The organism is Streptomyces sp. NPDC060064, from assembly GCF_042736455.1.
Taxonomy (GTDB): domain Bacteria; phylum Actinomycetota; class Actinomycetes; order Streptomycetales; family Streptomycetaceae; genus Streptomyces.
In genome coordinates this window covers 63,239-78,395 of record NZ_JBHWWF010000038.1, presented here as the reverse complement: position 1 = coordinate 78,395, position 15,157 = coordinate 63,239, and the positions used below count along the sequence as shown (strand labels likewise).

Sequence of the window (15,157 nt, the reverse complement as noted above, 5' to 3'; positions counted from 1 at the left end):
GGTCCCCGCACCTCTCACCGAGGTGCGGGGACCGGCTTTATTCGTACGCGCTGTCGTAGGGCTGCGTTACGGTTCTGTGAGTTCGCTGAGACACAAGGGGTGGGGTTTATGGGCACGTCTGGATTCAGGCGCGCGGGCGTTGCACTGACGGCGGTCGCCGTGATCGCCGGAGCCGCAGGCTGCCAGGGCGGCGGCAGCGGCAGCGGAGGTGGGACGAAGGCGGGGAGCGGGGGTGTGGCCGCGGTCAGCCCGATCGCCGCGCTGCGCACCGTCGAGCAGAAGACCAGCGGAGCCCACTCCGCAAAGGTCGACGGCACGATGGTGATGGGCTCCGCCATGACCGTGACGATGAACGGGGCCCTCGACTGGGCGGACGGCATCACCGGCGCCATGGAGATGAAATACACCGGCGGCACCATGGCGGACGCCATGAAGAAGGCCGGTGGCAACGGGGCCGTGAAGGCCCGCTATCTGAGCGATGCCTACTACGCGAACCTGGGCGACGCCCTCGCCGCGCAGGCGGGCGGCAAGCACTGGATCCGGTACGGCTACGCCGATCTGTCCAAGCTGATGGGCGCCTCCGGCGACGTCATGAAGGACCAGATGCAGAACGCCACTCCCGACAAGGGAGTGAAGGCCCTGCTCGCCTCGGGCGATGTGAAGAAGGTGGGCGAGGAGAAGGTACGGGGCGTCTCCGCCACGCACTACTCCGGCACGGTCGACGTCGCGAAGCTGACGGAGAAGAACGCCGCGCTCAGCGCCGACCAGCTGAAGGCCTTCAAGGAGCAGCTCGGCAAGGCCGGCGTCACCACCGAGAAGGTCGACATCTGGGTCGACAAGAACGACCTGCTGGTGAAGAAGTCCGAAAGCGGTCAGCTGAAGACCGGCGCGTTCAACTCGACGGTCTTCTACTCCGACTACGGCACCGCGGCGTCGGTCGAGGCGCCGCCGGCCGCTGACACGGTTGACTTCACCAAGCTCATGAACCGGCAGGCGGGGGCCTCGTAAGCGGCGATTTGCCTGACGCGGAACCATTCGCGTACTCTTCCACAGAAGCCAAAGACCGCTGGTCGTTGCTGTGTCCTCGCAAGAGGGTGCGGTGGCCGAAGGATCCGCTGACTGCGGACGTCCTGCGCAGGTGACTGTGGACAGCTCCCGGACTCGCTCCGGTAGAGCTACGCCCCGTGCGCCTGCGCCGGGGCGTTTCGTTTTGTTCAGCCCCTTCTGAGCGGTCCTCATCACCCGGAAGGAGGCCGACGCTCTATGGCAAGGCCCGACAAGGCTGCCGCGGTAGCCGAGCTCGCGGACCAGTTCCGCAGCTCGAACGCCGCCGTGCTGACCGAGTACCGGGGTCTCACCGTGGCTCAGCTCAAGCAGCTGCGCCGTTCGCTCGGTGAGAACGCCCAGTACGCCGTGGTGAAGAACACGCTGACCAAGATTGCGGCCAACGAGGCCGGGATCAACACGCTCGACGACCTGTTCAACGGTCCGACAGCGGTTGCCTTCGTCACCGGTGACCCGGTGGAGTCGGCGAAGGGTCTTCGTGACTTCGCCAAGGACAACCCCAACCTCATCATCAAGGGCGGTGTCCTTGACGGTAAGGCGCTGTCCGCCGATGAGATCAAGAAGCTTGCGGACCTCGAGTCCCGCGAGGTTCTGCTCGCCAAGCTGGCGGGCGCCATGAAGGGCAAGCAGTCCCAGGCTGCCGCGCTCTTCCAGGCGCTTCCCTCGAAGTTCGTCCGCACCGCGGAGGCGCTTCGTGCCAAGAAGGCCGAGCAGGGCGGTGCCGAGTAATTCGGCTCGCGCATTGACCGTCGCCGCATAACGCGGCCGGTCGCAGCGGGCCGATGTACGCCCGCCGACATATACATCCGGCACCAGCCGAATTAGTGGAAGGACCGCCATCATGGCGAAGCTCACCCAGGACGACCTGCTTGCGCAGTTCGAGGAGATGACCCTCATCGAGCTCTCCGAGTTCGTGAAGGCCTTCGAGGAGAAGTTCGACGTCACCGCCGCCGCCCCGGTCGCCGTTGCCGCTGGTGGCGCCGCTGCCGCCCCGGCCGAGGCCGAGGCCGAGCAGGACGAGTTCGACGTCATCCTCACCGGCGCCGGCGAGAAGAAGATCCAGGTCATCAAGGTCGTGCGCGAGCTGACCTCCCTGGGTCTCAAGGAGGCCAAGGACCTCGTCGACGGCACCCCGAAGCCGGTCCTCGAGAAGGTCGCCAAGGAGGCCGCTGAGAAGGCTGCCGAGTCCCTCAAGGCCGCTGGCGCGTCCGTCGAGGTCAAGTGACCTTCTGAGTCTCTGCCGCGCGCCGGAAGGCGTGTAGCGGCGACAGCCGGTTCCGCTTAGGGGCCGCTGGGGACACAGCGAAGGGCGATCACCCATCCGGGTGGTCGCCCTTCGGCGTTCCCGCGAGGCCTGCCTTGCTCTTCCGTTTTCGGGGGGTATCGTGATCTTCGCCGTGCGCCCCTGACGCTGGTCAGTGACGATCCCAGCAGCCAGTTTGAGTGGGGGGGCCTTGACGAACCGCACGGAGCGCGCAATTCTCAGGACGCGTCGTCACAACGATCCGGATCCGAGGCATGGATCGACGACCGAACGGGCAGTATCGATGTGCGCCACATGGCGCGAGGGCTTGCCGCGGAGTTGAGAACAACGAGGGTCTCGAAAACCCGCACTGGACATCAGTGTGCCAAGTGGCTACACTGACCCTTTGCGCTGCCTGTTAGCTGCCTCCTGCCCGTCACCAGGGGCATCCCCACGCACGAGCACCGTTGATTGATCATCCCTCACCTGGGATTTCTATCTCCGTGCCCAGCATGGGACCGGTACGCGCGTAGTGAGTCCGAGCCCTCGGAAGGACCCCCTCTTGGCCGCCTCGCGCAACGCCTCGACCGCGAATACGAACAACGGCGCCAGCACCGCCCCGCTGCGCATCTCCTTTGCAAAGATCAAGGAGCCCCTCGAGGTTCCGAACCTCCTCGCGCTGCAGACCGAGAGCTTTGACTGGCTGCTCGGGAACGCCGCTTGGAAGGCTCGTGTCGAGGCGGCTCTGGACAGCGGACAGGACGTCCCCACCAAGTCCGGTCTGGAAGAGATCTTCGAGGAGATCTCTCCGATCGAGGACTTCTCCGGGTCGATGTCGCTTACTTTCCGCGACCACCGCTTCGAGCCTCCGAAGAACTCCATCGACGAGTGCAAGGAGCGCGACTTCACGTACGCTGCCCCGCTCTTCGTCACCGCCGAGTTCACCAACAACGAGACCGGCGAGATCAAGTCCCAGACGGTCTTCATGGGCGACTTCCCGCTCATGACCAACAAGGGCACCTTCGTCATCAACGGCACCGAGCGTGTCGTGGTGTCCCAGCTGGTCCGCTCGCCGGGTGTCTACTTCGACTCCAACATCGACAAGACGTCCGACAAGGACATCTTCACGGCCAAGATCATCCCGTCCCGGGGTGCCTGGCTCGAGATGGAGATCGACAAGCGCGACATGGTCGGTGTCCGCATCGACCGCAAGCGCAAGCAGTCCGTCACCGTCCTGCTCAAGGCTCTCGGTTGGACCACCGAGCAGATCCTCGAGGAGTTCGGCGAGTACGAGTCGATGCGCGCCACCCTGGAGAAGGACCACACCCAGGGCCAGGACGACGCGCTGCTCGACATCTACCGCAAGCTGCGTCCGGGCGAGCCCCCGACGCGCGAGGCCGCTCAGACGCTGCTCGAGAACCTCTACTTCAACCCGAAGCGCTACGACCTCGCCAAGGTCGGCCGCTACAAGGTGAACAAGAAGCTCGGCGCGGATGAGCCGCTGGACGCCGGCGTGCTCACCACCGACGATGTCATCGCGACCATCAAGTACCTGGTCAAGCTGCACGCCGGTGAGACCGAGACGGTCGGCGAGAGCGGCACCGAGATCGTCGTCGAGACCGACGACATCGACCACTTCGGCAACCGTCGTCTGCGTAACGTCGGCGAGCTCATCCAGAACCAGGTCCGTACGGGTCTGGCTCGTATGGAGCGCGTCGTGCGTGAGCGCATGACGACCCAGGACGTCGAGGCGATCACGCCGCAGACCCTGATCAACATCCGGCCGGTCGTCGCCTCCATCAAGGAGTTCTTCGGCACCAGCCAGCTGTCGCAGTTCATGGACCAGAACAACCCGCTGTCGGGTCTCACCCACAAGCGCCGTCTGTCGGCGCTCGGCCCGGGTGGTCTCTCCCGTGAGCGGGCCGGCTTCGAGGTCCGTGACGTGCACCCGTCCCACTACGGCCGCATGTGCCCGATCGAGACCCCTGAAGGCCCGAACATCGGTCTGATCGGCTCGCTCGCCTCCTACGGCCGCGTCAACGCGTTCGGCTTCGTCGAGACGCCGTACCGCCGGGTCGTCGACGACCAGGTGACCGACGACGTCGACTACCTGACCGCCGACGAGGAGGACCGGTTCGTCATCGCGCAGGCCAACGCCGCGCTCACCGATGACCTGCGGTTCGCCGAGAACCGGGTGCTGGTCCGCCGCCGTGGCGGCGAGGTCGACTACGTGCCCGGCACGGACGTGGACTACATGGATGTCTCGCCGCGCCAGATGGTGTCGGTCGCGACCGCCATGATCCCGTTCCTCGAGCACGACGACGCCAACCGTGCCCTCATGGGCGCGAACATGATGCGCCAGGCCGTGCCGCTGATCACGTCCGAGGCGCCGCTGGTCGGCACCGGCATGGAGTACCGCTGTGCGGTCGACGCCGGCGACGTCATCAAGGCGGAGAAGGAAGGTGTTGTCCAGGAGGTATCCGCGGACTACATCACCGTCGCCAACGACGACGGCACGTACACCACGTACCGCATCGCGAAGTTCTCCCGCTCCAACCAGGGCACCTCGGTCAACCAGAAGGTTGTCGTGGACGAGGGCGCCCGGGTCGTCGAGGGCCAGGTCCTCGCCGACGGTCCTGCCACCGAGCAGGGCGAGATGGCGCTGGGCAAGAACCTGCTGGTCGCCTTCATGCCGTGGGAGGGTCACAACTACGAGGACGCGATCATCCTGTCGCAGCGCCTCGTGCAGGACGACGTCCTCTCCTCGATCCACATCGAGGAGCACGAGGTCGACGCCCGTGACACCAAGCTCGGCCCGGAGGAGATCACCCGGGACATCCCGAACGTCTCCGAGGAGGTCCTCGCCGACCTCGACGAGCGCGGCATCATCCGTATCGGTGCCGAGGTCGTCGCCGGCGACATCCTGGTCGGCAAGGTCACGCCCAAGGGCGAGACCGAGCTGACCCCGGAGGAGCGTCTGCTCCGCGCGATCTTCGGTGAGAAGGCGCGTGAGGTCCGTGACACCTCGCTGAAGGTCCCGCACGGCGAGATCGGCAAGGTCATCGGCGTCCGCGTCTTCGACCGCGAGGAGGGCGACGAGCTGCCGCCGGGCGTGAACCAGCTGGTTCGCGTCTACGTCGCGCAGAAGCGCAAGATCACCGATGGTGACAAGCTCGCCGGCCGTCACGGCAACAAGGGCGTCATCTCGAAGATCCTGCCGATCGAGGACATGCCGTTCCTGGAGGACGGCACCCCGGTCGACATCATCCTCAACCCGCTGGGTGTCCCGTCCCGAATGAACCCGGGACAGGTTCTCGAGATCCACCTCGGCTGGCTCGCCAGCCAGGGCTGGAAGGTCGAGGGCAACGAGGAGTGGATGGAGCGGCTGAAGGCGATCGGCGCGGACGAGGTCCAGCCCGGTACGAACGTCGCGACGCCGGTCTTCGACGGTGCGCGCGAGGACGAGATCGCCGGTCTCTTCGAGGCCACGATCCCGAACCGCGACGGCAACCGGATGGTTCAGCCGTCCGGCAAGGCCAACCTGTTCGACGGCCGCTCCGGCGAGCCGTTCCCGGACCCGGTTTCGGTCGGCTACATGTACATCCTCAAGCTCCACCACCTGGTCGACGACAAGCTGCACGCTCGTTCGACCGGTCCGTACTCGATGATCACCCAGCAGCCGCTGGGTGGTAAGGCCCAGTTCGGTGGCCAGCGATTCGGTGAGATGGAGGTGTGGGCGCTGGAGGCTTACGGCGCCGCGTACGCCCTCCAGGAGCTGCTGACCATCAAGTCCGACGACGTCACCGGCCGCGTGAAGGTCTACGAGGCCATCGTCAAGGGCGAGAACATCCCCGAGCCCGGCATTCCCGAGTCCTTCAAGGTGCTCATCAAGGAAATGCAGTCGCTCTGCCTCAACGTGGAGGTGCTGTCCTCGGACGGTATGTCCATCGAGATGCGCGACACGGACGAGGACGTCTTCCGTGCTGCGGAAGAGCTCGGTATCGACCTGTCCCGGCGCGAGCCGAGCAGCGTCGAAGAGGTCTGACGGGTCTGGTCGGGACCTCCTCGTGAGGTCCCGACCCTGCCCCGGACCCGTACAGACCATGATTTAGCGCCCGATATCTCGCTTCACAGCGAGGGGCACGAACCCCTGAGAGGGATTGACGCATAGTGCTCGACGTCAACTTCTTCGACGAGCTGCGGATCGGCCTTGCGACCGCGGACGACATCCGACAGTGGTCCCACGGCGAGGTCAAGAAGCCGGAGACCATCAACTACCGCACGCTCAAGCCCGAGAAGGACGGACTCTTCTGCGAGAAGATCTTCGGTCCGACCCGGGACTGGGAGTGCTACTGCGGTAAGTACAAGCGTGTCCGCTTCAAGGGCATCATCTGTGAGCGCTGTGGCGTCGAGGTCACCCGCGCCAAGGTGCGCCGTGAGCGGATGGGTCACATTGAGCTGGCCGCGCCTGTCACCCACATCTGGTACTTCAAGGGCGTCCCGTCGCGCCTCGGCTACCTGCTCGACCTTGCGCCGAAGGACCTCGAGAAGGTCATCTACTTCGCCGCGTACATGATCACGTTCGTGGACGAGGAGCGCCGGACGCGCGACCTGCCCTCGCTGGAGGCCCATGTCTCCGTCGAGCGCCAGCAGGTCGAGAACCGCCGTGACGCCGACCTCGAGGCCCGCGCCAAGAAGCTCGAGACCGACCTGGCCGAGCTCGAGGCCGAGGGCGCCAAGGCCGATGTGCGCCGCAAGGTGCGCGAGGGTGCCGAGCGTGAGATGAAGCAGCTGCGCGACCGTGCGCAGCGCGAGATCGACCGTCTCGACGAGGTGTGGAGCCGCTTCAAGAACCTCAAGGTCCAGGACCTCGAGGGCGACGAGCTGCTCTACCGCGAGCTGCGTGACCGCTTCGGCACGTACTTCGACGGCTCGATGGGTGCCGCGGCGCTGCAGAAGCGCCTGGAGTCCTTCGACCTCGAGGAGGAGGCCGAGCGTCTCCGCGAGATCATCCGTACCGGCAAGGGCCAGAAGAAGACCCGTGCGCTCAAGCGCCTCAAGGTCGTCTCCGCGTTCCTGCAGACCAGCAACAGCCCCAAGGGCATGGTGCTGGACTGCGTGCCGGTCATCCCGCCGGACCTGCGTCCCATGGTGCAGCTGGACGGTGGCCGCTTCGCGACCTCCGACCTGAACGACCTGTACCGCCGTGTGATCAACCGCAACAACCGCCTCAAGCGTCTCCTTGACCTCGGTGCCCCCGAGATCATCGTGAACAACGAGAAGCGGATGCTGCAGGAGGCCGTCGACGCGCTGTTCGACAACGGCCGCCGCGGTCGCCCGGTGACCGGTCCCGGTAACCGCCCGCTGAAGTCCCTCAGCGACATGCTGAAGGGCAAGCAGGGTCGTTTCCGTCAGAACCTGCTCGGTAAGCGAGTCGACTACTCGGCCCGTTCCGTCATCGTCGTCGGCCCGCAGCTCAAGCTGCACCAGTGCGGTCTGCCGAAGGCCATGGCGCTGGAGCTCTTCAAGCCGTTCGTGATGAAGCGTCTGGTCGACCTCAACCACGCGCAGAACATCAAGTCGGCGAAGCGCATGGTCGAGCGCGGCCGCACGGTCGTCTACGACGTGCTCGAAGAGGTCATCGCCGAGCACCCGGTTCTGCTGAACCGTGCGCCCACGCTGCACCGCCTCGGCATCCAGGCCTTCGAACCGCAGCTGGTCGAGGGCAAGGCCATCCAGATCCACCCGCTCGTCTGCACCGCGTTCAACGCGGACTTCGACGGTGACCAGATGGCCGTGCACCTGCCGCTCTCCGCGGAGGCGCAGGCCGAGGCGCGCATCCTGATGCTCTCCTCGAACAACATCCTGAAGCCGGCCGACGGCCGTCCGGTCACCATGCCGACCCAGGACATGGTGCTGGGTCTGTTCTTCCTCACGACCGACGAGGAAGAGCGCAAGGTCATCGGCGAGGGCCGGTCCTTCGGCTCCACGGCCGAGGCGATCATGGCGTTCGACGCCCGCGAGCTCTCCCTCCAGGCGAAGGTCGACATCCGCTTCCCGGTGGGCACCATCCCGCCGCGCGGCTGGACCCCGCCGGCGCAGGAAGAAGGCGCTGCGGACATCGGCGGCTCCGGCGCGGGCGAGTGGCAGCAGGGTGACAGCTTCCGGCTGCGCACGAGCCTGGGCCGCGCGCTCTTCAACGAGCTGCTGCCCGAGGACTACCCGTTCGTCGACTACTCGGTGGGCAAGAAGCAGCTCTCCGAGATCGTCAACGACCTCGCCGAGCGCTACCCCAAGGTCATCGTGGCGGCGACGCTCGACAACCTGAAGGCGGCCGGCTTCTACTGGGCGACCCGTTCCGGTGTCACCGTGGCCATCTCCGACGTCGTGGTCCCCGAGGCCAAGAAGGCGATCGTCGCGGGCTACGAGGCGCAGGACGAGAAGGTCCAGAAGCAGTACGAGCGCGGTCTGATCACCAAGGACGAGCGCACTCAGGAGCTCATCGCGATCTGGACCAAGGCGACCAACGAGGTTGCCGAGGCGATGAACGCGAACTTCCCGAAGACGAACCCCATCTTCATGATGGTTGACTCGGGTGCCCGAGGAAACATGATGCAGATGCGTCAGATCGCCGGTATGCGTGGTCTGGTGTCGAACGCCAAGAACGAGACCATCCCGCGGCCCATCAAGGCGTCGTTCCGTGAGGGTCTCACCGTGCTGGAGTACTTCATCTCCACCCACGGTGCCCGTAAGGGTCTGGCGGACACCGCCCTGCGTACCGCGGACTCGGGTTACCTGACCCGTCGTCTGGTGGACGTCTCGCAGGACGTCATCATCCGCGAAGAGGACTGTGGCACCGACCGCGGCCTCAAGCTGCGGATCGCCGAGCGCGGCGCCGACGGTGTGCTGCGCAAGGCGGAGGACGTCGAGACGTCCGTGTACGCCCGCATGCTCGCCGAGGACGTCGTCGTCGACGGCAAGGTCATCGCGCCGGCCAATGTCGACCTGGGCGATGTGCTCATCGACGCGGTCGTCGCCGCGGGCGTCGAGGAGGTCAAGACCCGCTCGGTCCTGACCTGTGAGTCCGCGGTCGGCACCTGTGCGTACTGCTACGGCCGTTCGCTCGCCACCGGCAAGCTGGTGGACATCGGTGAGGCGGTCGGCATCATCGCCGCCCAGTCCATCGGTGAGCCCGGTACCCAGCTGACGATGCGTACCTTCCACACCGGTGGTGTGGCCGGTGACGACATCACCCAGGGTCTGCCCCGTGTCGTCGAGCTCTTCGAGGCTCGTACGCCCAAGGGTGTCGCCCCGATCTCGGAGGCGGCAGGCCGCGTCCGTATCGAGGAGACCGAGAAGACCAAGAAGCTCGTTGTCACCCCCGACGACGGCAGCGACGAGACGGCGTTCCCGATCTCGAAGCGCGCCCGTCTGCTGGTGGGCGAGGGCGACCATGTCGAGGTGGGCCAGAAGCTCACCGTGGGTGCCACCAACCCGCACGACGTGCTGCGGATCCTCGGTCAGCGCGCGGTCCAGGTCCACCTGGTCGGCGAGGTCCAGAAGGTCTACAACTCGCAGGGTGTGTCGATCCACGACAAGCACATCGAGATCATCATCCGGCAGATGCTGCGCCGTGTGACGATCATCGAGTCCGGCGACGCGGAGCTGCTGCCGGGTGAGCTCGTCGAGCGTTCGAAGTTCGAGACCGAGAACCGTCGTGTGGTCACGGAAGGCGGCCACCCGGCCTCCGGCCGTCCGCAGCTGATGGGTATCACCAAGGCCTCGCTCGCCACCGAGTCGTGGCTGTCGGCGGCGTCCTTCCAGGAGACGACCAGGGTTCTGACCGACGCGGCGATCAACGCCAAGTCGGACTCCCTGATCGGCCTCAAGGAGAACGTCATCATCGGTAAGCTCATCCCGGCCGGTACGGGCCTGTCCCGCTACCGCAACATCCGGGTGGAGCCCACCGAGGAGGCCAAGGCCGCGATGTACTCGGCCGTCGGCTACGACGACATCGACTACTCGCCGTTCGGCACCGGCTCCGGCCAGGCCGTTCCGCTGGAGGACTACGACTACGGTCCGTACAACCAGTAAGGCAGTAGCAACGCCACAGGGCGGTCATCCCTCGCGGATGGCCGCCCTGTGGCGTATGTTGCAGGGTGGTGTGTCCTGCGCGTGTGCATTTGTTTTGACCGGAGCCGATGCGGTAGGTACGCTCTGACCTTGTGCCTGGGGTGTGCCTGGGCTCGTGTGCGTGTCCTCAACCGCACGGCGAGTCCGAAAATGGCCACCGCAATCTGCTTTCTCTTCCTTCACGGGGGAGCCTGCAGCATTCGACACACCCGACCGCGTGGGTCGGCGACGTTCCAGGTTAGCTTCACTAACGGCACACAGAAACCGGAGAAGTAGTGCCTACGATCCAGCAGCTGGTCCGGAAGGGCCGGCAGGACAAGGTCGAGAAGAACAAGACGCCCGCGCTCGAGGGTTCCCCTCAGCGTCGTGGTGTCTGCACGCGTGTGTTCACGACCACCCCGAAGAAGCCGAACTCGGCCCTGCGGAAGGTCGCGCGTGTGCGTCTGACCTCCGGCATCGAGGTCACGGCCTACATTCCGGGTGAGGGACACAACCTGCAGGAGCACTCCATCGTGCTCGTGCGTGGTGGCCGTGTGAAGGACCTGCCGGGTGTTCGCTACAAGATCATCCGCGGTTCCCTCGACACCCAGGGTGTCAAGAACCGCAAGCAGGCCCGCAGCCGCTACGGCGCCAAGAAGGAGAAGTAAGAATGCCTCGTAAGGGCCCCGCCCCGAAGCGCCCGGTCATCATCGACCCGGTCTACGGTTCTCCTCTTGTCACGTCGCTGATCAACAAGATCCTGCTCAACGGCAAGCGTTCCACTGCCGAGCGGATCGTCTACGGCGCCATGGAAGGCCTCCGCGAGAAGACCGGCGCTGACCCGGTCATCACGCTGAAGCGCGCCCTCGAGAACGTCAAGCCGTCTCTCGAGGTCAAGTCCCGCCGTGTCGGTGGCGCCACCTACCAGGTGCCGATCGAGGTCAAGCCCGGTCGCGCCTCCACCCTCGCGCTCCGCTGGGTCGTGGGTTACTCCCGCGCCCGTCGCGAGAAGACCATGACCGAACGCCTCATGAACGAGCTGCTCGACGCCTCCAACGGCCTCGGCGCGGCGGTCAAGAAGCGTGAGGACACGCACAAGATGGCCGAGTCCAACAAGGCCTTCGCGCACTACCGCTGGTAGTCGCTACCCACATCGAGACCGAGAGAAGATTGAGCCTTATGGCCACCACTTCGCTTGACCTGGCCAAGGTCCGCAATATTGGGATCATGGCCCACATCGACGCGGGCAAGACGACGACCACCGAGCGCATCCTGTTTTACACCGGTGTGAGCTACAAGATCGGTGAGGTCCACGACGGCGCTGCCACGATGGACTGGATGGAGCAGGAGCAGGAGCGCGGCATCACGATCACGTCCGCCGCGACGACCTGTCACTGGCCGCTCGAGGACGTCGATCACACCATCAACATCATCGACACCCCGGGTCACGTCGACTTCACGGTCGAGGTGGAGCGTTCGCTCCGCGTGCTCGACGGTGCCGTCACGGTGTTCGACGGTGTCGCCGGCGTTGAGCCGCAGTCCGAGACTGTGTGGCGTCAGGCGGACCGCTACGGCGTTCCGCGTATCTGCTTCGTCAACAAGCTCGACCGCACCGGCGCCGAGTTCCACCGCTGCGTCGACATGATCGTGGACCGCCTCGGCGCGACCCCGATCGTGATGCAGCTGCCGATCGGTGCAGAGGCTGACTTCAAGGGCGTCATCGACCTGGTCCGTATGAAGGCCCTGGTCTGGTCCGCCGAAGCCACCAAGGGCGAGATGTACGACGTCGTCGACATCCCGGCCACGCACACCGAGGCTGCCGAGGAGTGGCGCGGCAAGCTGCTCGAGGCCGTGTCGGAGAACGACGACCAGATGATGGAGCTGTACCTCGAGGGCGTCGAGCCCACCGAGGAGCAGCTCTACCAGGCGATCCGTCGTATCACCATCGCGTCCGGCAAGGGCGGCGGCACCACCGTCACCCCCGTCTTCTGCGGTACCGCGTTCAAGAACAAGGGTGTTCAGCCCCTGCTCGACGCGGTTGTGCGCTACCTCCCCTCCCCCCTGGACGTCGAAGGCATTGAGGGCCACGACGTCAAGGACCCGGAGAAGGTCATCACGCGCCGCCCGTCCGACGACGAGCCGCTGGCCGCTCTGGCCTTCAAGATCGCGAGCGACCCGCACCTGGGCAAGCTCACCTTCATCCGGGTCTACTCGGGTCGCCTGGAGTCCGGCACTGCTGTGCTGAACCCCACCAAGGGCAAGAAGGAGCGCATCGGCAAGATCTACCGTATGCACGCGAACAAGCGTGAGGAGATCGAGTCGGTGGGCGCCGGCGACATCGTCGCCGTCATGGGCCTGAAGCAGACCACCACCGGTGAGACGCTGTGCGACGACAAGAACGCGGTGATCCTGGAGTCCATGGACTTCCCGGCGCCGGTCATCCAGGTCGCGATCGAGCCGAAGTCCAAGGGTGACCAGGAGAAGCTGGGTGTCGCCATCCAGCGTCTCGCGGAGGAGGACCCCTCCTTCCAGGTCCACTCGGACGAGGAGACCGGCCAGACCATCATCGGTGGTATGGGTGAGCTTCACCTCGAGGTGCTCGTCGACCGCATGCGGCGCGAGTTCCGCGTCGAGGCGAACGTCGGCAAGCCGCAGGTCGCGTACCGCGAGACGATCCGCAAGGCCGTCGAGCGTATCGACTACACGCACAAGAAGCAGACCGGTGGTACCGGTCAGTTCGCGAAGGTGCAGATCGCGCTGGAGCCCATCGAGGGCGGCGACGCGACCTACGAGTTCGTGAACAAGGTCACCGGTGGCCGTATCCCCCGTGAGTACATCCCCTCGGTGGACGCGGGTGCGCAGGAAGCCATGCAGTTCGGCATCCTGGCCGGCTACGAGATGGTGGGCGTTCGCGTCACCCTTCTCGACGGTGGTTACCACGAGGTCGACTCCTCCGAACTCGCGTTCAAGATCGCTGGTTCGCAGGCGTTCAAGGAGGGTGCCCGCAAGGCGTCCCCCGTGCTCCTCGAGCCGATGATGGCCGTCGAGGTCACCACGCCCGAGGACTACATGGGCGATGTCATCGGCGACCTCAACTCCCGCCGTGGCCAGATTCAGGCCATGGAGGAGCGCAGCGGCGCTCGCGTCGTGAAGGGGCTGGTCCCCCTCTCGGAGATGTTCGGCTACGTCGGAGACCTCCGCAGCAAGACCTCGGGTCGCGCAAGCTACTCGATGCAGTTCGACTCCTACGCCGAGGTTCCGCGGAACGTCGCCGAGGAGATCATCGCGAAGGCCAAGGGCGAGTAACTCTTCGGAGTTCACGCTTTAGGCTTGTCACCGGTGCCTGGAGAGGCGTCCGGCGCAGAGCGAGAGCAATGCGGCGGACGCCCCCGGGCCCCGGCATCCCAGCAAAGATCACCTGGCGCCGATGAAGCAAGGCGTACAGAACCACTCCACAGGAGGACCCAGTGGCGAAGGCGAAGTTCGAGCGGACTAAGCCGCACGTCAACATCGGCACCATCGGTCACATTGACCACGGTAAGACGACCCTCACGGCCGCCATTACCAAGGTGCTGCATGACGCGTACCCGGACCTGAACGAGGCCTCGGCCTTCGACCAGATCGACAAGGCTCCTGAGGAGCGCCAGCGCGGTATCACCATCTCCATCGCGCACGTCGAGTACCAGACGGAGTCGCGTCACTACGCGCACGTCGACTGCCCCGGTCACGCGGACTACATCAAGAACATGATCACGGGTGCCGCGCAGATGGACGGCGCCATCCTCGTGGTCGCCGCCACCGACGGCCCGATGCCGCAGACCAAGGAGCACGTGCTCCTGGCCCGCCAGGTCGGCGTTCCCTACATCGTTGTCGCCCTGAACAAGGCCGACATGGTGGACGACGAGGAGATCCTGGAGCTCGTCGAGCTCGAGGTGCGTGAGCTCCTCTCCGAGTACGAGTTCCCGGGCGACGACCTGCCGGTCGTCAAGGTCTCGGCGCTCAAGGCGCTCGAGGGCGACGCCGAGTGGGGCCAGACCGTTCTCGACCTGATGAAGGCCGTTGACGAGTCCATCCCGCAGCCCGAGCGTGACGTCGACAAGCCGTTCCTGATGCCGATCGAGGACGTCTTCACGATCACCGGTCGTGGCACCGTCGTCACCGGTCGTATCGAGCGTGGCGTCCTCAAGGTCAACGAGACCGTCGACATCGTCGGTATCAAGACCGAGAAGACCACCACCACGGTCACCGGCATCGAGATGTTCCGCAAGCTGCTCGACGAGGGCCAGGCCGGTGAGAACGTCGGTCTGCTCCTCCGTGGCATCAAGCGTGAGGACGTCGAGCGCGGCCAGGTCATCATCAAGCCGGGTTCGGTCACGCCGCACACCAGCTTCGAGGCCCAGGCCTACATCCTGTCGAAGGACGAGGGTGGCCGTCACACCCCGTTCTTCAACAACTACCGCCCGCAGTTCTACTTCCGTACCACGGACGTGACCGGCGTTGTGACCCTCCCCGAGGGCACCGAGATGGTCATGCCGGGCGACAACACCGTCATGACCGTCGAGCTGATCCAGCCCGTCGCCATGGAGGAGGGCCTCAAGTTCGCCATCCGTGAGGGTGGCCGGACCGTCGGCGCCGGCCAGGTCACCAAGATCAACAAGTAATTGCTGATCTGACCTGGTTGCTCCCCGGAGCATCAGCAAGGGCCCCGCACCACTGGTGCGGGGCCCTTCGCGTTGC

9 protein-coding genes are annotated in these 15,157 nt (G+C 65.6%); all 9 read left to right on the top strand.

All coding sequences use genetic code 11. The features are described from left to right. The first annotated feature begins 108 nt into the window (after positions 1-108). The 9 genes from ACFWDI_RS33690 to tuf all read left to right on the top strand — a co-directional run bounded on the left by ACFWDI_RS33690 (position 109) and on the right by tuf (position 15,081). Entirely contained in the window at positions 109-1,008 is a 900-nt protein-coding gene (locus tag ACFWDI_RS33690) for a hypothetical protein (RefSeq protein WP_385309896.1), read from the top strand. A gap of 255 nt (positions 1,009-1,263) precedes the next feature. Further along, entirely contained in the window at positions 1,264-1,794 is a 531-nt protein-coding gene (gene rplJ, locus ACFWDI_RS33685; protein ID WP_326651935.1) for a 50S ribosomal protein L10, read from the top strand. Between the two features lie 112 nt (positions 1,795-1,906). Further along, positions 1,907-2,290 carry a 50S ribosomal protein L7/L12 gene (rplL, locus tag ACFWDI_RS33680; protein ID WP_327325478.1) on the top strand — a complete coding sequence of 128 codons (384 nt, stop codon included), beginning with the start codon at positions 1,907-1,909 and terminating at the stop codon, positions 2,288-2,290. A gap of 580 nt (positions 2,291-2,870) precedes the next feature. Next, the gene (rpoB, locus tag ACFWDI_RS33675) at positions 2,871-6,353 is read left to right on the top strand and encodes a DNA-directed RNA polymerase subunit beta (RefSeq protein ID WP_327325479.1); all 3,483 of its coding nucleotides are present in this window, start codon (positions 2,871-2,873) and stop codon (positions 6,351-6,353) included. Positions 6,354-6,478: 125 nt separating this feature from the next. Beyond that, positions 6,479-10,402 (top strand): DNA-directed RNA polymerase subunit beta', encoded by a 3,924-nt coding sequence (locus ACFWDI_RS33670; RefSeq protein WP_385309893.1) that lies wholly within the window; start codon positions 6,479-6,481, stop codon positions 10,400-10,402. 314 nt (positions 10,403-10,716) lie between these two features. Then, positions 10,717-11,088, top strand: coding sequence for a 30S ribosomal protein S12 (rpsL, locus tag ACFWDI_RS33665; RefSeq protein ID WP_003948652.1), 372 nt, complete (start codon positions 10,717-10,719; stop codon positions 11,086-11,088). A 2-nt stretch (positions 11,089-11,090) separates the two neighbouring features. Further along, positions 11,091-11,561 carry a 30S ribosomal protein S7 gene (rpsG, locus tag ACFWDI_RS33660; protein ID WP_262006819.1) on the top strand — a complete coding sequence of 157 codons (471 nt, stop codon included), beginning with the start codon at positions 11,091-11,093 and terminating at the stop codon, positions 11,559-11,561. Between the two features lie 38 nt (positions 11,562-11,599). Next, positions 11,600-13,726, top strand: a complete 2,127-nt coding sequence (gene fusA / locus ACFWDI_RS33655) for an elongation factor G (RefSeq protein WP_327325481.1) — start codon at positions 11,600-11,602, stop codon at positions 13,724-13,726. 161 nt (positions 13,727-13,887) lie between these two features. Then, positions 13,888-15,081: an elongation factor Tu gene (gene tuf / locus ACFWDI_RS33650; RefSeq protein WP_030351429.1), complete on the top strand. Its 1,194-nt coding sequence runs from the start codon at positions 13,888-13,890 to the stop codon at positions 15,079-15,081. Positions 15,082-15,157: the final 76 nt, after the last annotated feature.